The sequence below is a fragment of the Streptomyces sp. NPDC002888 genome (assembly GCF_042888465.1).
GTDB lineage: Bacteria > Actinomycetota > Actinomycetes > Streptomycetales > Streptomycetaceae > Streptomyces.
On record NZ_JBIAPU010000005.1, the window covers coordinates 134,149 to 152,307 of the forward strand.

Here is an 18,159-nt window from a genome sequence, read left to right on the forward strand (position 1 = left end):
GGTCCACTGCATTACTCAGCAGCGGCCCAGGGTGGCGGTCCGGTAGAACGTATGAGTGAACGTACTGCTCTGCGCCGCCTGTGGGCGCCGGTTGACCGAGCCCGTCCGGCAGCTCGACGAGATGCCCGAGTATCCCGGCTGGGACGGCCTTCCCGGCCCGGACGGCCTGCGGCACGGCCCCCCGAGCGTCCCGCGCGGGACATACGTCGTCGACCCGCTGCCCTTCGGGGCGCCGTTCGAGCCGGTCGGGGAGGACGCGGAGGAGGAGTACGACGGAATCGTGCCCGGCGGCATGTGGATGTCCGACGAGCGGGGCTTCCTCGTCTCGGCCGGGCCGCGAGGCACGTACGTCCTGCATCCCGACGACGTCGTGGACCTCGCCTTCCACTCGGACACCTCCCGCTGGGGCGGCTGCTGCGGCGCCGACCCCCATCGCGGCGTCAACCGGGTCTGTTCCTGCGGGGCCGAGATCGCCATCGAGGGCAGTGACTGCTCGGGCGGCTACGAGACGCGGCTCGTTCCGGACGCCGTCCGCCTGGAGGCGGCCCCCTGACCCGGGCGATACGAACGACACGGTGGACGTATTCGTACGCAGACTGCTCGCATCCTGAGACAGGCGTGAGACGGGGGCAGGGCTGTGCCAGACTGCCCCCGTGCTCTCGTTCGCCACGATTATTGGCAGCAGGCGCGCCGGTCCGCAGTGACCGCCACGTACGACCAGGTACGGGCGGCCATCGTGTCCTCGACCCGCGCGCAGACCTCTCGCACCCGCGAGAGGTTTTTCGTTTTCCTGGCCCACCCACAGCCGGGGAAGAGAGCGCGAGGGACCATGGGGGGACGGTGGAGCCGGTCATTCCGGTAGACCGAGATTCATAACAGGAGCCTTGACACCATGACGGAAACCAGCGAGCTCGACGACTCGTTCCACGTCTTCGACACCACCCTCCGCGACGGCGCCCAGCGAGAGGGCATCAACCTCACCGTCGCCGACAAGCTGGCCATCGCACGGCACCTGGACGACTTCGGCGTGGGCTTCATCGAGGGCGGCTGGCCCGGCGCCAACCCCCGCGACACCGAGTTCTTCGCCCGCGCCCAGCAGGAGATCGAGTTCCGGCACGCCCAGCTGGTGGCGTTCGGCGCCACCCGCCGCGCCGGCGCCAAGGCCTCCGAAGACCCGCAGGTCAAGGCACTCCTCGACTCCGGCGCCGCGGTGATCACCCTCGTCGCCAAGTCCCACGACCGGCACGTGGAACTGGCCCTGCGCACCACGCTCGACGAGAACCTGGAGATGGTCCGCGACACCGTCTCCCACCTGCGTGAGCAGGGCCGCCGCGTGTTCGTCGACTGCGAGCACTTCTTCGACGGCTACCGCGCCAACCCCGAGTACGCGAAGGCGGTCGTCCGCGCGGCCTCCGAGGCCGGCGCGGACGTCGTCATCCTGTGCGACACCAACGGCGGCATGCTCCCCGCCCAGATCCAGGCCGTCGTCTCCACCGTCCTGGCCGACACCGGCGCCCGCCTCGGCATCCACACCCAGGACGACACGGGCTGCGCGGTCGCCAACACGCTCGCCGCCGTGGACGCCGGCGCGACCCACGTCCAGTGCACCGCCAACGGCTACGGCGAGCGCGTCGGCAACGCCAACCTCTTCCCCGTCGTCGCCGCCCTGGAACTGAAGTACGGCAAGAAGGTCCTCCCCGACGGCCGCCTGCGCGAGATGACCCGCATCTCGCACGCCATCGCCGAGGTCGTCAACCTCACCCCCTCCACGCACCAGCCGTACGTCGGCGTCTCCGCCTTCGCCCACAAGGCGGGCCTGCACGCCTCCGCCATCAAGGTCGACCCCGACCTGTACCAGCACATCGACCCCGAACTCGTCGGCAACACCATGCGGATGCTGGTCTCCGACATGGCCGGCCGCGCCTCGATCGAGCTCAAGGGCAAGGAACTCGGCATCGACCTCGGCGGCGACCGCGAACTGGTCGGCCGGGTCGTCGAGCGCGTCAAGGAGCGCGAGCTCAAGGGCTACACGTACGAGGCGGCGGACGCGTCGTTCGAGCTGCTGCTGCGGGCGGAGGTCGTGGGCAGGCCCTTCAAGTACTTCGACGTCGAGTCCTGGCGCGCCATCGTCGAGGACCGCCCCGACGGCACCCACGCCAACGAGGCCACCGTCAAGCTCTGGGCCAAGGGCGAGCGCATCGTCGCCACGGCCGAGGGCAACGGCCCGGTCAACGCCCTGGACCGCGCCCTGCGCGTCGGCCTCGAGAAGATCTACCCCCAGCTGGCCAAGCTCGACCTGGTCGACTACAAGGTCCGCATCCTGGAGGGCGTGCACGGCACCCAGTCCACGACCCGGGTACTGATCTCCACCACCGACGGCTCCGGCGAGTGGTCCACCGTGGGCGTCGCCGAGAACGTCATCGCGGCGTCATGGCAGGCGCTGGAGGACGCGTACACGTACGGCCTGCTGCGGGCGGGCGTGACACCGGCGGAGTGACCCGAGCGGGGTGGGCACGGTCCCCGACGGTGTCCACTCCCCGCCTCGGCTCAAGTCGATAATGGTAGACGATGTCTGGTATTGCGGCGCTTTGGGTAACTTCGAAGTATGAAGGTCGTGACACCGACCCGAGGCCTCGCCGGACTGCTGATCGCGCTGGTGCTCGCCGCCCTGACCCTGCTCTCGGCGGGCGCCCCGCGAGCCGGTGCCGTCACCGGCGTCTCGACGATCGCCGCGGCCCTCCGCGAGAGCCCGGTCTACGTCGACCCCGCGGCCTCCGGCCAGCTGTCGGAGGCGGACGCGAACGCCCTGGAGAAGCAGATCAAGGACGCGGACAAACCGCTGTTCATCGCGGTGCTGCCCGAGGGCTACCCGAAGCAGGACCTCTTCACCGACCTGCGCACGGCCACCGGAGTCACCGGCCTCTACGCGATCCGCCTCGGCGACGAGTTCAGTGCCCGCGCCGACTCCTCCGTCATGTCCAACGCGGCCGTACGGAACCTGGCCACCAGCGTCGAGGGCGAGCAGAACGCCAAGACCCAGCTCGATGACTTCACCGACCGCGCCCTGGCCAACATGGGCGGCTCGGCCCCGTCGAGCTGGGGTACCACCGGCGGCGACGGCAGGATGTCGGCCACCTCCCTGATCACCCTCGGCGTGGTCCTGGCCGCGGGCGGCGCGGGCGCGTACACCCTCGTCCGGCGCAACCGCCGCCGCCACGAGAGCGAACAGCGGGTCGCCCTGGAGCGGCTCCGCGTGGTGGTCGACGAGGACATCACCGCCTTCGGCGAGGAGCTGGACCGCCTGGACTTCCACCCGGCCGAGGCGGGCGCCGACGACGCGATGCGCGCGGACTACGAACGCGCGCTGGACGCCTACGACAAGGCGAAGTCGTCCATGGCGGAGGCCCGCAAACCGGAGGACGTCCGCGCGGTCACCCAGGCCCTGGAGGACGGCCGCTTCTCGCTGACGCAACTGGCCGCCCGCCGCGAGCGCCGCCCCCTGCCGGAACGCCGTCCGCCCTGCTTCTTCGACCCCCGCCACGGCCCGTCGGTGGCCGACGCCACCTGGACACCGCCCGGCGGCACCTCCCGCGAGGTCCCGGTCTGCGCGGCCGACGGCACCCGCCTGGCCGACGGCCGCGACCCCGTCATTCGCGAGGTGGACAGCGACTACGGCCGCCGCCCCTACTGGGAGGCCGGCCCGGCCTACGGCCCCTGGGCCGGCGGTTACTTCGGCGGCGGCCTCCTGCCGGGCCTGCTCGTCGGCACCCTGCTCGGCAGCATGATGGCGACCCCGTCCTACGCCGCCGACTACGGCTCCGGTTACGGCGACTTCGGCGGCGCCGGCTACGAGGGCGGCGACGTCTCCGGCGCCGACTTCGACTCGGGCGACTTCGGGGGCGGGTTCGGTGGGGGAGGGGACTTCGGTGGGGGTGGCGACTTCGGTGGGGGGTTCTGAGGTCCGGGTCGGCCCGGGAAGGGAAGGCGCACGGGCCCGGCGCAGGGAGCGCCGGGCCCGTGGATGTCGTACACGTCTTACGCGATCAGGTGGCTGCGTCAGAGAGTGGACGCCGCCGAGGCGATGGCGGAGGCGAAGGTGGAGACCTCGGTGTAGACACCGGGGGCCTTGGGCCGGGCGCAGCCGTCGCCCCAGCTGACTATGCCGACCTGGATCCAGGCACCGGCGCTGTCCTTGCGGAACATCGGGCCGCCGGAGTCGCCCTGGCAGGTGTCGACGCCGCCCGAGGCGAAGCCGGCGCAGATCTCCTCGCTCCCGACGAGCCCGCTGTAGAGGCCGCCGTACGCCTTGCAGGTGGCGTCACTGACGAACGGCACCGTGGCCTTGAGCAGGTATCGCTGCTGGCTGCCGCCCTCGCGGGCCGCTCCCCACCCGGCGACCGTGAAGTCACCGGTGTTGTACTGCGTGCTGGTGGCGATCTTCAGGGTCGGCAGGTTGATCGGCTGGGCGAGTTTGATGAGCGCCCAGTCCTTGCCGGTGCCGTTGTAGCCGGGGGCCTGGAGGACCTTGGTGGAGCGGACCTGGACGCGGCCGCTGCTCGACTGGAGGTCCACGACTCCGGCGGTGGCCGTGATACTCGTGTTGGTGCCGGAGCCGTTCACACAGTGCGCGGCCGTCAGCACGATCTGCTGGGTGTAGAGCGCGCCGCCACAGCCCATGGAGAGCCGGACCATGAACGGGAACTCGCCCTGCGCGGCGCGGGTTCCGCCGACGACGGGCGAGGGGGCCGCCTGCGCGGCGGAGACGGGCTGAAGGCTGGCGATCGCGAGGGCGGCGGCGCCGATGGCCGCGCATCTCTTGAGGGCCGTGAGGAGCTTCTTCAAGGTGATGCCTTCCGTGGGGGGTTGACATGCGGACCCGTGCGACTGTTCGGCAGAAATGGATCAGAGCGATCAGTGCGAGCAGAGGGAGTGAGTGACATATGCATGTCAAGGCAAGTTCCGCAAAGGATCGCCCCTCTGCTGGCATGGTCTGGTCAAAATTCTGCTGATGGATTATGAGAACGCCACAAGCGCCCGCACAAGGGGCGCGATCCGGCCACACGACCACCCCAGGCCACGGCCGGACCAGCAGTCGGGCGGCTCACCCTCACGCCCCGCGACGCCTCATCTCCACCGCATACCGCTCCCCGGCCGCATGCCACCATTTCGGCGGCGACGGCCCCTCGACGAGGGAACTCGGCCGACTCGGATGCAGCCCCAGCCGCAGCAGCGCGCCCCCGCTGACGTACACGCCGACCCACGCACGCCACCGCCCGTCCACCCCGGGCCCACACCGCCGATCCGAGCTCAGCTCGTCCCCGCCGACCGGCATCCAGTCAACCCGAACCGCCGCACCGGGATGAGGGCACCCCTTCTCGACCTCATACGTCACTACGATCACCCACTCGGTGCCGCTACGGGTTCCAACAGTCACACCACCATCACGCCGGGCCCCACCGGACGGAGCGGGCACCTCAAGCGAACTGCGGTGACCGCAAGTTGGTGAGGTGGAGTTGGGCCGTCCGCTTCTTTGCCGGTGTCGTGCTTCCGCGACCCGAGTAAAGGGCGCTCCGCGTCGGCTGCGCCGACCGGCCTCCGGCCGACCCTTGACTCGGCTCGCTCCAACACGGGTGAGAAGCGAGCGGGCGGCGGGGGAGGGGTGGGTGTCCTGGGTGGGCGGCCCCTTGAGCGGACTGAGTTGTCGGCCGGGGCAGAGGGCCGCGCCCGCGCCTCGCACGGACGCCGGGTGGGCATAGCGGCTTGCGGCCGGTGGGTGGCGGGGGTGCGCGCCGGGCGAGTGGAGGCACGTCGGGTGGGCGCGGCGGCAAGCGGGAGGGCTTGGCGTCTGCGGCCGGCGGGGGTGCGGGGGCGCGTCCGGAGTGCGGGGGTGCGGGCTGGTTCAGCGACCTGCTGCGGGTAGGTGGACGCGGCTCGATCGGGGCCAAGGAAGGGCCCTGCGACCACAATTGGAGCCAATGGGCCAGATTCCGATGCCGAAATGGCTGGGCGAGAGCCCGACAGGTGGCCCAAGGCTGCCAATTCCCCGTAGCCAGGAGGTGATTGGCGGATCGGTGCCAGACATGGGACGGAAAACCCAGGCGGAGCCGATGACCAGTGGCACAGATCCGCCAACCACCACCCACCCACCGTCCGCAAGCCGCCAAGCTCACCCGACGTCCATGCGAGACGCCGCCGCGCACCACCCACCGTCCGCAAGCCGCCAAGTCCGCCCGGCGTGCCGCCACCCCGCCGACGCGCACCCCCACCCACCGGCCGATCGCCGCTAAGCAAACCCGGCGTGCAGGCGAGGCGCGAGCGCGCCCGCCAACCCCGGCCCGCGACGCAGCCCGCCCCATCCGCAAGCATGCGCCGGCCACCCGCTTTTCCGGGCCGCTCGCTCGCTTCTCACCCGTGCTGGAGCGGACCGGGTCAAGGGGCGGCCGGAGGCCGATCGGCGACAGCCGACGCGAAGCGCCCTTGAGGCGGGCCGTGGAAGCACGACACTGACGAAGAAGCGGGCGGCCCCAACGGCAACCTGCGAAGGAAGCTCTCACACGAGCCGACCTCGGCGTCCGTGATGTTCCCTAGCTGCCCAAGCCGCGCGGGACATGATCGACGCGGACGGCGCCGACAGGGGAAGCCGCTCCCCGACTCACCCTTCCCGTGCCAGCGTCGTCGGCCCACCCCCGGAGCGGGCCGCCAAGCGGACAGGGGCTGACCTACTTCCCGCCTACCGTCTCCTCATGCCCTCGCCCGACACCACGCCAGAGCTCCAGCCCCACCACTCCCACCCCCACCACCCCACCACCCCCACCCCCACCCCTTCCCCTCCGCCCCCGACCTGGACAGCTGGCTCTCCGCCCACCCGGCCCCCCACTCCGGCCTCTGGGTCAAGGTCGCGAAGAAGGGCTCCGGCGTTCCGTCCGTCACCGCCGCCGACGTGAACGACCTTGCTCTGTGCCACGGTTGGATCACAGGGCAGCGGAAGGGGCTGGACGGTACGTACTACCTGCAGCGGATCACGCCGCGTCGGCCGGGGAGTCTGTGGTCGATGGTCAACGTGCGGCGGGTGGAGGAGCTGGCCGCCGCTGGTCGGATGCGGCCCGCGGGGCTCGCCGAGGTGGAGGCGGCGAAGGCGGACGGGCGGTGGGCCGGCGCCTATGAGTCGCAGAGGAACGCCACCGTCCCCGACGACCTTGCCGCCGCGTTGGAGCGCAGCCCCCGTGCCAAGGTCGTCTTCGAAGGGCTCGGGCGCACCGATCAGTACCTCGTGATGCTCCGTCTGCTCCGCGCCCGAACCCCGGAGGGCCGCGCGGCTCAACTGGCCGCGGCCGTCACAAGACTCCAGGCCCGCTGACAGCCGAGCGCCCGCCCTCCCCAAGGCTGGGGAGTGGAGGGCGGGCGCGCTCAGAGGGGCGGTGAGGAGGCCGCCGGGAACAGGCTGCCGGGAAGAGGCCGTCGGGAAGAAACCTCCGGCAAGAAACTACCGGCAAGAAACCTCCGGCAAGAAACCTCCGGCAAGAAACCTCCGGCAAGAAACCTCCGGCAAGAAACCTCCGGAGAGGCCCGTCAACAAGAAGCCGCAAGGAAGAACCCTCCGAAGAGGCCCCGAACAACGCCCCTCACGCGTTGCGGATCGCCGAGATGTCGAAGTTCAGCTTGATCTTGTCGGAGACCAGGACGCCGCCCGTCTCCAGTGCCGCGTTCCACGTCAGGCCCCACTCGGAGCGCAGGATCTCCGCCTTGCCCTCGAAGCCGACGCGCTCGTTGCCGAAGGGGTCCTTGGCGGCGCCGTTGAACTCGAGGTCGATGGTGAGGGGCTTGGTGACGCCGAGGATGGTGAGGTCGCCGGTGATGCGGTAGTCGTCGCCGCCCAGTGCCTGCGCCGAGGTCGAGCGGAAGGTCATCGTCGGGAACTCGTCCGTCTTGAAGAAGTCCGAGCTCTTGAGGTGACCGTCGCGGTCGGCGGAACCCGTGTCGATGCTCTCCATCTTGGCGTCGATGGACGCGGTGGACGCAGCCGGGTCGCTGCCGTCCAGGTGCAGCGAGCCGGTGAAGTCGAGGAACTTGCCCTTGACGTTGGTGACCATCGCGTGGCGTGCGACGAAGCCGAGAGTGGAGTGGGCGGCGTCGATCGTGTAGTCGCCGGTCAGCGCGGCCAGCTCGGGGTTCACGGCGGCGGCGGTGGTCTCGGCGGTCGTGTCGGAGGTGTTCTTGCGGCCGAAGATGCCCATGGCGTGCTCCTGGGGGGACGGGACTGAGTTGCTGTTGTGTTGTTGAAGCTTCAATCAGATCCAACGAGGACGACCATAGACCCATTCTGTTCAATATTCAACATCATCCGCAGCGTATCGCTGAGACTACTTTCTGTTCACTTTCGTCGCTCCAAGTGATAGACGCCGGTGACATGACCTCCTCCCGCCGCGCCTTCCTGTTCACCTCCCTCCTCACCACCACCGGCCTTCCCTCGGGCGCTCCCGACCCCTACGCCCCCCTCCGTCACCGCTGGCTCGGCATCGCCCTCGGCGCCCGCTACGACCCCTCCGCCGAGCCCTACGCCTCCCGCCTCGCCGAGACCGGTCGGCTGGCCCTCGCCTACCGCGCCGCCATGGCCCCCGCCCTCACGTCCCTCTGGCCGGACCGCCCCTACGACCCCCCGTCCGGCATCACCCACAGCTACGGCCGCCTGTGGACCATGACCCAGGCGTACGTCCAGCCCGCCACCGGCTCCACCGGCGACCCCGCCCTCCTCGCCGACGTCCTCCGCGGCCTGGACCACCTCTCCGCCACGGTCTACAACCCCTCCACCACCCGCTACGGCAACTGGTGGGAATGGCAGATCGGCAGCCCCCGTCTGCTGATGGACATCGCGGCCGCCCTCCACGACCACCTCACCGACGGCCGGCGAGCCGCCGCCTGCGCCGCCGTCGACCACTTCATCCCGGACGCGATGCTCACCGACTACTCCGGTACGTCGACCGGCGCCAACCGCGTCGACCTGTGCCGTTCCGTCGCCCTGCGCGGCATCCTCGGCCGGGCCGGAGACCGGATCGCCCTCGCCAGGGACGCGCTCTCGCCGGTCTTCCCGTACGTCAGCCGGGGGGACGGGATGTATGCCGACGGCTCCTTCGTGCAACACACCTGGGTCGCCTACTCGGGGACGTACGGCCAGGTCATGCTCGACGGGCTCGGCCGCCTTTTCACCCTGCTCGCCGGATCCGCCTGGGAGGTGACCGACCCGAACCGGCAGATCGTCCTGGACAGCGTCGAACGGGCCTACGCGCCGCTGATCCACGACGGGTTGGTGATGGACTGCGTCAACGGGCGGGCCATCAGCCGGGGGCACCTGAGGAGTGACGACCGTCCGCTGTCGCGCAGCGACCACTTCCACGGACACGCGCTCATCGCCGCCATCGCCCTGCTCGCCGAGGGGACCGGCCAGGGCGAGCGCGAGCGCTGGCACGGCCTGATCAAGGGGTGGATCGAACGGGACGACGTGACACGGGTCCTGACCGCGCCGCAGTTCGGGATCGCCGACCTCGCCCGGCTGCACGACGTCGCCGAGTCCGCCGTACCGGCCACCCCGGAACCGACCGGCCACCACCTCTTCGCGGCCATGGACCGCGCCGTCCACCGCCGCCCCGCCTTCACCGCGAGCATCTCCATGGCGAGCGACCGCATCGCCCACTACGAGTGCGGCAACGGCGAGAACCCGCGCGGCTGGCACACGGGCGCCGGGATGCTCTCCTGGTGGGCGGGGCACACCGGCCAGCCCGATGGCCCCGATGGCCCCGATGGCCCCGATGGCCCCGATGGCCCCGATGGCCCCGATCGGTCCGATCGGTCCGATGGGGCCGATCGGTCCGATTGCGTCGATCGGGCCGGTCAGTACACGGACTGGTTCTGGCCCACCGTGGACTGGTACCGGCTGCCCGGCACCACCGTCTCCACCCGGCGCCTTCCCGACCGCGCGGGCGGTGAGTGGGGTGAGCCGAAACCGGACGTGCGCTGGGTGGGCGGCGCCACCGACGGGGAGTACGCGGCGATCGGCCAGCACCTCAAGGGGCTCGGCTCGACCCTCCAGGCCCGTAAGTCGTGGTTCTGCGTGGCCGATGCGGTGATCTGCCTCGGTGCGGGCATCACCTGTGCCGACGGGGTGCCCGTGGAGACGGTCGTGGACAACCGCAACCTCGGCGAGGGCGGCACCCAGACCTTCGTACGCGGCCGGAACTGGGCGCACTTGGAGGGCCATGGCGGCTGGATCGTGCTGGACGGGGAGTTGCGGGCGCTGCGCGAGGACCGTACCGGCGCCTGGGCCGACATCAACACCGGCGGTACGACCGAGCGGCGCACCCGGCGCTGGCAGACGCTCTGGCTCGACCACGGCACGGACCCGGCCGGCGCCACGTACGCCTACCTTCTGCTCCCCGGTGCCTCCCGCCGGACGGTCACGGCCCGGGCCGCCGCCGGGGGCCGGCTGTCGGTCCTCGCCAACGACGGCGACCGGCAGGCGGTGTCCGTGCCCTGGCTCGGTCTCACGGCGGCCAACTTCTGGCGGGGCGGCACGGCGGGCCCGCTGTCCGCCTCGGCCGGCGCGAGCGTGCTGGTCCGCCGCAGGGGCCGTACGGCTACGCTCTGCGTGAGCGAGCCGCCCCGCACGGGTGAGCCGCTGGAGATCGTCTGGGATCACCCCGTGGCGGGGGTGGTGCGGGCGGACGCGTCGGTCGACGTACTCTCGACGGGGCGCCGTGCGAGGCTCCGTGTCACTCCGGGGGCGGTATGCGCCACACATGTCTGTGAGGTGGCTCTCAGCCCCTGACTTTGTGTGACCCCTACAACGGGAACGCCCCCTGAGCAGTCAGAAGGGCTGCATGACGGTGCGGTTCTGTTCAGTGGTACCAGGAAAACGTGCCGGAGACTGTGAGGAGTCGACGGCCCGCTTTCCTTGCTTGGCTTCGTATGGTCACTACATGACCGTTTTGGAAGAGACGACGGGTGAGTCGACCGACGGGCCGACACAGGAGCCGACGGACGCTCGCGGCCGCGTCGCCGAGTTGCACGGGATCCGTGAGCAGGCGCTGGCCGGGCCGAGCGAGAAGGCGACCCAGGCGCAGCACGCCAAGGGCAAGCTGACCGCCCGGGAGCGGATCGAGCTGCTGCTCGACCCGGGCACCTTCCAGGAGGTCGAGCAGCTGCGCCGGCACCGGGCGACCGGTTTCGGCCTGGAGACCAAGAAGCCGTACACCGACGGTGTCATCACCGGCTGGGGCACGGTGGAGGGTCGTACGGTCTTCGTCTACGCCCATGACTTCCGCATCTTCGGCGGCGCGTTGGGCGAGGCCCACGCCACGAAGATCCACAAGATCATGGACATGGCCATCGCGGCGGGCGCGCCCCTGGTGTCGCTGAACGACGGCGCAGGCGCCCGTATCCAGGAGGGTGTATCGGCCCTCGCCGGCTACGGCGGCATCTTCCAGCGCAACACCAAGGCGTCCGGTGTCATCCCGCAGATCTCGGTGATGCTCGGCCCGTGCGCGGGCGGCGCGGCCTACAGCCCCGCCCTGACGGACTTCGTGTTCATGGTCCGCGAGACCTCGCAGATGTTCATCACCGGACCGGACGTGGTCAAGGCGGTCACCGGCGAGGAGATCACCCAGAACGGCCTCGGTGGCGCGGACGTGCACGCCGAGACCTCCGGTGTCTGTCACTTCGCCTACGACGACGAGGAGACGTGCATCGCCGAGGTGCGCTATCTCCTCTCGCTCCTCCCGCAGAACAACCGCGAGAACCCGCCGCGCGTGGAGTCGACCGACCCGGCTGACCGCCGCGGTGACGCCCTGCTCGATCTGGTCCCGGCGGACGGCAACCGGCCGTACGACATGGTCAAGGTGATCGAGGAGCTCGTCGACGACGGCGAGTACCTGGAGGTCCACGAGCGCTGGGCGCGCAACATCATCTGTGCGCTGGCCCGCCTCGACGGCCAGGTCGTCGGCATCATCGCCAACCAGCCGCAGGTGCTGGCGGGTGTGCTGGACATCGAGGCGTCGGAGAAGGCCGCGCGCTTTGTCCAGATGTGCGACGCCTTCAATATCCCGATCGTCACCTTCCTGGATGTTCCCGGGTTCCTTCCCGGTGTCGACCAGGAGCACGGCGGAATCATCCGGCACGGCGCGAAGCTGCTGTACGCCTACTGCAACGCCACCGTGCCGCGGATCTCGCTGATCCTGCGCAAGGCCTACGGGGGCGCGTACATCGTCATGGACAGCCAGTCCATCGGCGCGGACCTCACGTACGCCTGGCCGACGAACGAGATCGCCGTGATGGGCGCAGAGGGTGCCGCCAACGTCATCTTCCGCCGTCAGATCGCCGACGCCGAGGACCCCGAGGCCATGCGTCAGAAGATGGTCAAGGAGTACAAGGCCGAACTGATGCACCCGTACTACGCGGCCGAGCGCGGCCTGGTCGACGACGTGATCGACCCGGCGGAGACCCGCGAGGTGCTGATCAAGTCCCTGGCGATGCTGCACACCAAGCACGCCGACCTGCCCTCGCGCAAGCACGGCAACCCTCCGCAGTAACCCGGCGGACCCTTCGCGGTACTTCCGCGGAAACCTCTCTCACGGAGACTGACACCCATGGAAAACCCTGACATCCGCGTCGAGAAGGGCCACGCCGAGCCCGAGGAAGTCGCCGCCATCACGGCGATCCTCCTGGCCCGCGCCGCGGCCCGTACCTCCGAGTCCACCCCGACGCACCGCGGCCGCGCCAAGGCCGGCTGGCGCCGTCTGGAGCGCGAGGGCGGCTTCCGCGCCCCGCACAGCTGGCACTGAGCCTGTACGACGAAGAAGGGCCCCTCTCGAAAGAGGGGCCCTTCTTCGTGCCTGGGGGCGCGGGGCTGTATCGACATGCGGCTCCGCGCGTAAGCGCGAACGGCCACTGACGGCCCGCAGACGGCCAATGACCGTCCGGGGCAGCTCAGTGGCCGCCGGTGCTCCTAGCGGAGTCGTGCCATCAGCGCGTGCTCCACGAGAGTGATCAGCGCCGACTTCGCGTCAGCCCGGTGACGCGCGTCCGTCGTGATGATCGGCGTGTCGGGGCCGATCTGGAGCGCCTCGCGGACCTCGTCCGGGTTGTACGGCTGGTTGCCGTCGAAGCCGTTGAGGGCAATCACGAAGGGAAGGCCGCTGTTCTCGAAGTAGTCGACCGCGGGGAAGCAGTCGGCGAGGCGGCGGGTGTCCACCAGGACGATCGCGCCGATGGCGCCGCGCACCAGGTCGTCCCACATGAACCAGAAGCGGTCCTGGCCCGGCGTACCGAAGAGGTAGAGGATCAGGTCCTGGTCGAGCGTGATACGGCCGAAGTCCATCGCCACGGTCGTCGTGGTCTTGTCTCCGGTGTGGGTGAGGTCGTCGATGCCCGCGCTGGCGGACGTCATGACGGCCTCGGTGCGCAGCGGGTTGATCTCCGAGACGGCGCCGACGAACGTGGTCTTGCCCACGCCGAAGCCGCCCGCCACCACGATCTTCGCGGACGTGGTGGAGCGGGAAGGCCCTCCGCTAGAGCTTGCGAAGTCCACTGAGCACCCTTTCGAGCAAAGTCACGTCTGGCTGGCCGCCGGCGTTCTCGTCGCCGCCGGGCTGATGGATGGCGACCAGGCCCGCCTCCGCCAAGTCGGCGACGAGGATCCTGGCCACGCCGAGAGGGATCGTCAGGAGTGCCGAGATCTCGGCCACCGACTTGATCTCGCGGCACAGATTGCAGATCCGCTGATGCTCGGGCAGCTGGCCCTGCATCTGGTGCGGCTGCGCGGTGGTGTGGACCAGCGCCTCGATGGCGAGCTGGTACCGCGGCCTGGTGCGGCCGCCCGTCATGGCGTACGGGCGCACCAGAGGGTTGTTCGACGCCCCGGCGGGCGCCGGCTCGGGGCTGCGGCGCTGCGGCTGCACGGGCTGGATGCGCGGCGCCGGCGGCTGGTCGTACGGCGACGGCCCGGGGCCCTGGGGGCCCTGGGGTGCGTACGGCTGCCGCCCGTGGCTGGGTGCGGAGGGGAAGTTGTACCGGTTCGCCGAGCCGTCGCCCTGGCCCTGGCCAGGGCCGTACGACCAATTGCCCGAAGACGAACCGCCTGGGGGTGTTGCCACTTTCTCTCCTCCTCCGACTGTGCCGGGCACCCATCGCTGTGGAAGCCGCGTCCCGAAACCTTACGGCCCCGGGACGCCAAACCGCACCGTCCGTCTGTTAGTTGAGCAGGCTGCCCTGGAGCTCCGCACGAAGATCGGGTGTCAGAACCGAACCGGCACGGTCCACCAGAAGGGCCATCTCGTACCCAATGAGGCCGATGTCCGCCTCGGGGTGAGCAAGAACCGCGAGTGAGGAACCGTCGGAGATGGACATGAGGAAGAGGAATCCCCGCTCCATCTCCACAACCGTCTGGTTCACGCTGCCTCCCTCGAAGATCCGGGAGGCGCCTGCCGTCAGGGACGTCAGGCCGGAGGCGACGGCCGCGAGCTGGTCGGCGCGGTCACGGGGAAAGCCTTCGGACATAGCCAGAAGGAGTCCGTCGGCGGAGACCACCACCGTGTGGGACACCCCCGGGGTGTTGTCCACGAAGTTGGTGATCAACCAGTTCAGGTTCTGTGCCGCCTGGCTCATCGGGCTCACACTAACGCTCCTGGTTGTAGGTGCTGTCAGGACCGAAGCCCTGGCCGTTCGTTTCACTGCCTGCGTTGCGTCCGCGCTGGACGCCTCGACGCAGGTTGCTCAGCCTGCCCCGGACGTCCTCCGGGGCGCGGGAGACCTGTGGGCCCCCCTGGGGGGTGGTTTCGGCGGCGCCCTCGACCAGGTTGGCCTTGGGAACCCGCCGCGGCAGACCGGAGGAGGTGACCCCGCCCGCCTTGGGCTTCCGGAGTTGTGCGGCCTGCTGCCAGCGCGCGTCGTTCGCCGAACGCCAGTCGCCGTTGCCGTTGCTCTCCGGCGTGGGGGCCGGGGCTTCCTGGCGCGCGGGCCGCGCGCCGTTCGAACCGTTCGCGAAGGATCCGCGGCGGGGAAGCCCGGCGTCGGTCAGCTGGTGATCGGCGGAGGGGGCCGGTTCCGGACGGTCGAAGCCTACGCGGTCCTGCTCACTTGCGTCAGCGGCCTGCGCGGATTCCGCTTCCGGAGCGTACTGGTCCGGGTAACCGTTCTGGAAACCGTTCTGCTGCGGCTGCTGCGGCCAGTCGTCCTGGTAGGACTGCTCCTCGTAGGCCTGGTAGCCCTCCGGCGCGGCGGCGGCGGCCGACGCGGGCTCCTCCTGGGCCGGCTCCGCATAGGAGGGCTCAGGGTAGCCGCCGTTCGACGAGAAGGACTCACCGCCGTTCGGCGAGAAGGTGTCGTTGCGCGGCAGACCGCCGTTGGGCGCGAAGTACTGCTCATCGTACGACGGGCGCTGCTGCTCCCCGTACGGCGTCTGCTGCTGCTCGTCGTACGCCGTCTGCTGGTCGTACGCGGTCCTCTGGTCCGGGTAGGCGCCGTTGTCGTAGGCGGGCGGCGCCTCGAACGCGTCGGCGTATCCGGGCGTCTCGGGGGACTGCTCACCGGGCTGCTGGCCGTGCGTCTGGGCCTCGAGGGCCGCGCGGCGCTCCTCGCGCATCAGGGAGCGGCCCACGGGGTCCAGGTCCCGGATGTCGTCCGGGACCTCGGAGTAGCGGCTGTCGTCGAAGCCGAGCTCGGCGGCCGTGCGCATGGGCGGGAGCTGGTTGAAGCTCTCGCCCTGGAACGACGGCTGCTCCGGGATGATCTGCGAGACGGTGAACTCGTCGGCGCCCAGCGCGGTCTCGCCGCCACCGCCGTGCGTGATCGCGTCCGGCAGCATGACCAGCGAGGTGGTTCCGGCCTGCTCGCCCGAGGGGCGCAGCTGAACGCGGATGCCGTGCCGGTCGGACAGCCGGCCGACCACGAAGAGGCCCATGCGCTGGGAGATCGCGGCGTCCACGGTCGGCGGGTTGGCCAGCTTGTGGTTGATGTCCGCGAAGTCCTCGGCCGTGAGGCCGATGCCCTTGTCGTGGATCTCGATCATGACGCGGCCGTCGGGGAGACGGGTCGCGGTGACGCGGACCTTGGTCTGGGGGGAGGAGAACGTGGTGGCGTTCTCCAGCAGCTCGGCGAGCAGGTGCACGAGGTCGGTCACGGCGCGGCCGTGGATCTCGGCCTCCGGGACGCCGGAGAGCTCGACGCGCTCGTACTGCTCCACCTCGGAGGAGGCGGCGCGCAGCACGTCGACCAGCGGGACCGGCTGGTCCCAGCGGCGGCCGGGCTCCTCGCCGGCGAGGACGAGGAGGTTCTCGCCGTTGCGGCGCATACGGGTCGCGAGGTGGTCCAGCTTGAAGAGGTTCTCCAGCTGGTCCGGGTCGGCCTCGTTGTTCTCCAGGTCGGTGATCAGGGTCAGCTGGCCCTCGATCAGCGACTGGTTGCGGCGCGAGAGGTTGGTGAAGATCGCGTTGATGTTGCCCCGCAGGAGGGCCTGCTCGGCGGCGAGCCGGACGGCCTCGCGGTGGACCTGGTCGAAGGCGCGGGCGACCTCGCCGATCTCGTCCGTGGTGGTGATCGGGATCGGGGCGACTCGGGTGTCGACGCGGCCGGGGTCGGTGCGGGAGAGCTGGTCGACCAGCATCGGCAGGCGCTGCTCGGCGATGCCGAACGCGGCGTTGCGCAGCTGACGCATCGAGCGGCTCATCTGGCGGGCCATGAGACCGGCGATGATGAACGCGGCGAGCAGGGCGACGACGACGATGGCGCCGTTGATGTAGGCGTCACGCTGGGCGTCGGACGCGATCTGGCCGGCGTCCTGAACGGCCCGGTTGATGAGCTCGGTCTCGACCTGGCTGTAGCCCTCGAACTTCGCGGTCGCGGCCGCCATCCAGGTGGAGGGGGTGATGCCCTGCTGTTCCAGCTGGTCGGGCGTCTGGCCGGCGCCGATCCGCTGGATCATGTCGGTCATCGAGGGCGGCGCCACGACGGTCTTGCCGGCGGACTCCTCCTTGGCCTGGGCGGCCGCGAACTGCTTCTTGGCCTCCTCGGTCTTCTGCTTCATGACCTCGTTGAGCCGGGCGGCGTCCTGCGTGGTGCCACCGGAGACGTACTCCTGGAGGGCGACACCCTCCAGGTAGGCGTACGAGGTGAAGGCGGTGACCTGCTGCCGGTAGATCTTCTCGTCGCTGCTGGGCCGGACCAGCAGGTGCATGCCGATGGAGCGCTGGAGGGACTCGGCGCCCTTGGCGAGGGCGACCGCGTAGACCGTACGGCCGTACGCCGTGATGTTGCCGGTGCCGAGGCCGAGCTCGTTGGAGAACTCCATCAGCAGGTGCTCGACCGCGACGTAGCCCTCTTCGGTCTTCACCGGGTCCATGGACTCGGTGTAGGCGGCCTGGCGGATCTTCTCCAGGCTGGGCTCGGCCTTCTCCACCAGGCCAAGGCGGCGCTCCAGGCCCTGCTTGGCCGGCATGCCGATGACTTCCTTGTGGAAGGCGGCGGCCTTTTCGTCGGTGAGGGCGCGGGCGTCCTTGACGGCCGTGCTGTTGCGGTCGCCGCTGAGGAGGGGCTGGGCGGAGGTGTCCCGCTCGTTGAGGAGGGCCTCGGCGTAATCGCCGGCGGCGGCGACGATCTTCGCGACCTTCTCGGCGTCGCGGGCCTCCTGCCAGGTGTCGATCGAGCCCTTCACCTGGAAGCCGCCCATGACGAGGCCGACCAGCACGGGTATGAGCAGGATCGCGTTCAGCCGGGTGGGCACCCGCCAGTTGCGCGGGGAGAGACGGCCGGCGCTCTTGGGAGGTGCGGCCGTCGGCTCCGAACCGGGCACAGGGGCGGGCGCCGCTCCGCGCGGCGGCGGGGTGAAGTTGCCCCGCGCCGCCGGCTCGGGACTGTTCTTGCTTCGCCTCACTCGACCAACAACCTCTCGGCGGTCGGCACCTTCGTCGTGCCGCAGTGTCTCAGCGCCCGGTCCGCCATCGATCAACCAGTACCTAGTACGAGTACGTCTTTGACTATTGGGCAGTTCAGGCATTCCAGCACGACGGCCTGCGCTCTTCCAAACATGGGAAAGAGATGGTTCCGAGTGATGTAAGCCCCAGATAAAACGGTCATAAAGAACGAGCCCCGTCAAATGACGGGGCTTATGTGGACGCA

13 protein-coding genes are annotated in these 18,159 nt (G+C 70.2%); 7 read left to right on the top strand and 6 right to left on the bottom strand.

What is annotated here, in order from left to right; translation table 11 throughout:
- Window positions 1–55: 55 nt before the first annotated feature.
- The 3 genes from ACFYWX_RS10215 (at window position 56) to ACFYWX_RS10225 (ending at window position 3,958) form a co-directional block, all read left to right on the top strand.
- Complete coding sequence (locus tag ACFYWX_RS10215) at window positions 56–553, top strand: hypothetical protein (protein ID WP_389423531.1); 498 nt, start codon at window positions 56–58, stop codon at window positions 551–553.
- A 339-nt stretch (window positions 554–892) separates the two neighbouring features.
- Window positions 893–2,497 carry a citramalate synthase gene (gene cimA / locus ACFYWX_RS10220; protein WP_389423532.1) on the top strand — a complete coding sequence of 535 codons (1,605 nt, stop codon included), beginning with the start codon at window positions 893–895 and terminating at the stop codon, window positions 2,495–2,497.
- Between the two features lie 108 nt (window positions 2,498–2,605).
- Complete coding sequence (locus ACFYWX_RS10225) at window positions 2,606–3,958, top strand: hypothetical protein (RefSeq protein ID WP_389423533.1); 1,353 nt, start codon at window positions 2,606–2,608, stop codon at window positions 3,956–3,958.
- 98 nt (window positions 3,959–4,056) lie between these two features.
- Here the strand turns inward: ACFYWX_RS10225 and ACFYWX_RS10230 are convergent, their stop codons facing one another.
- Window positions 4,057–4,842: a S1 family peptidase gene (locus tag ACFYWX_RS10230; RefSeq protein WP_389423534.1), complete on the bottom strand. Its 786-nt coding sequence runs from the start codon at window positions 4,840–4,842 to the stop codon at window positions 4,057–4,059.
- A gap of 1,999 nt (window positions 4,843–6,841) precedes the next feature.
- Here ACFYWX_RS10230 and ACFYWX_RS10235 point away from each other — a divergent pair.
- Window positions 6,842–7,357 carry a YdeI family protein gene (locus tag ACFYWX_RS10235; protein WP_389423746.1) on the top strand — a complete coding sequence of 172 codons (516 nt, stop codon included), beginning with the start codon at window positions 6,842–6,844 and terminating at the stop codon, window positions 7,355–7,357.
- 265 nt (window positions 7,358–7,622) lie between these two features.
- Here ACFYWX_RS10235 and ACFYWX_RS10240 read toward each other — a convergent pair whose 3' ends face one another.
- A complete protein-coding gene (locus ACFYWX_RS10240) occupies window positions 7,623–8,234 on the bottom strand; it encodes a YceI family protein (RefSeq protein WP_389423535.1) in 612 nt (203 codons plus the stop codon).
- Between the two features lie 173 nt (window positions 8,235–8,407).
- Here ACFYWX_RS10240 and ACFYWX_RS10245 point away from each other — a divergent pair, with 173 nt between their 5' ends.
- From ACFYWX_RS10245 to ACFYWX_RS10255, 3 genes are all read left to right on the top strand, one after another.
- On the top strand, window positions 8,408–10,819 hold the full coding sequence (locus tag ACFYWX_RS10245; RefSeq protein WP_389423536.1) for a polysaccharide lyase 8 family protein: 2,412 nt from the start codon (window positions 8,408–8,410) through the stop codon (window positions 10,817–10,819).
- A gap of 151 nt (window positions 10,820–10,970) precedes the next feature.
- Window positions 10,971–12,578: an acyl-CoA carboxylase subunit beta gene (locus ACFYWX_RS10250; RefSeq protein ID WP_389423537.1), complete on the top strand. Its 1,608-nt coding sequence runs from the start codon at window positions 10,971–10,973 to the stop codon at window positions 12,576–12,578.
- Window positions 12,579–12,635: 57 nt separating this feature from the next.
- Window positions 12,636–12,830 (top strand): acyl-CoA carboxylase subunit epsilon, encoded by a 195-nt coding sequence (locus ACFYWX_RS10255; protein ID WP_389423538.1) that lies wholly within the window; start codon window positions 12,636–12,638, stop codon window positions 12,828–12,830.
- Between the two features lie 164 nt (window positions 12,831–12,994).
- Here ACFYWX_RS10255 and ACFYWX_RS10260 read toward each other — a convergent pair whose 3' ends face one another.
- From ACFYWX_RS10260 to ACFYWX_RS10275, 4 genes are all read right to left on the bottom strand, one after another.
- Window positions 12,995–13,576, bottom strand: coding sequence for an ATP/GTP-binding protein (locus ACFYWX_RS10260; RefSeq protein WP_026248371.1), 582 nt, complete (start codon window positions 13,574–13,576; stop codon window positions 12,995–12,997).
- A complete protein-coding gene (locus ACFYWX_RS10265) occupies window positions 13,557–14,141 on the bottom strand; it encodes a DUF742 domain-containing protein (protein ID WP_389423539.1) in 585 nt (194 codons plus the stop codon). Before ACFYWX_RS10265 ends, ACFYWX_RS10260 begins: the two co-directional genes overlap by 20 nt.
- 97 nt (window positions 14,142–14,238) lie before the next feature.
- On the bottom strand, window positions 14,239–14,652 hold the full coding sequence (locus ACFYWX_RS10270) for a roadblock/LC7 domain-containing protein (RefSeq protein WP_190151225.1): 414 nt from the start codon (window positions 14,650–14,652) through the stop codon (window positions 14,239–14,241).
- Window positions 14,653–14,662: 10 nt separating this feature from the next.
- On the bottom strand, window positions 14,663–17,914 hold the full coding sequence (locus ACFYWX_RS10275; RefSeq protein ID WP_389423540.1) for a nitrate- and nitrite sensing domain-containing protein: 3,252 nt from the start codon (window positions 17,912–17,914) through the stop codon (window positions 14,663–14,665).
- Window positions 17,915–18,159 lie beyond the last annotated feature (245 nt).

Bases quoted from the DNA above. Each gene is read 5' to 3' on its own strand.
- ACFYWX_RS10225 (WP_389423533.1), top strand. From the start codon at position 2,606: ATGAAGGTCGTGACACCGACCCGAGGCCTCGCCGGACTGCTGATCGCG.
- ACFYWX_RS10250 (WP_389423537.1), top strand. From the start codon at position 10,971: ATGACCGTTTTGGAAGAGACGACGGGTGAGTCGACCGACGGGCCGACA.
- ACFYWX_RS10270 (WP_190151225.1), bottom strand. From the start codon at position 14,652: ATGAGCCAGGCGGCACAGAACCTGAACTGGTTGATCACCAACTTCGTG.
- ACFYWX_RS10240 (WP_389423535.1), bottom strand. From the start codon at position 8,234: ATGGGCATCTTCGGCCGCAAGAACACCTCCGACACGACCGCCGAGACC.
- ACFYWX_RS10255 (WP_389423538.1), top strand. From the start codon at position 12,636: ATGGAAAACCCTGACATCCGCGTCGAGAAGGGCCACGCCGAGCCCGAG.
- cimA (WP_389423532.1), top strand. From the start codon at position 893: ATGACGGAAACCAGCGAGCTCGACGACTCGTTCCACGTCTTCGACACC.
- ACFYWX_RS10245 (WP_389423536.1), top strand. From the start codon at position 8,408: ATGACCTCCTCCCGCCGCGCCTTCCTGTTCACCTCCCTCCTCACCACC.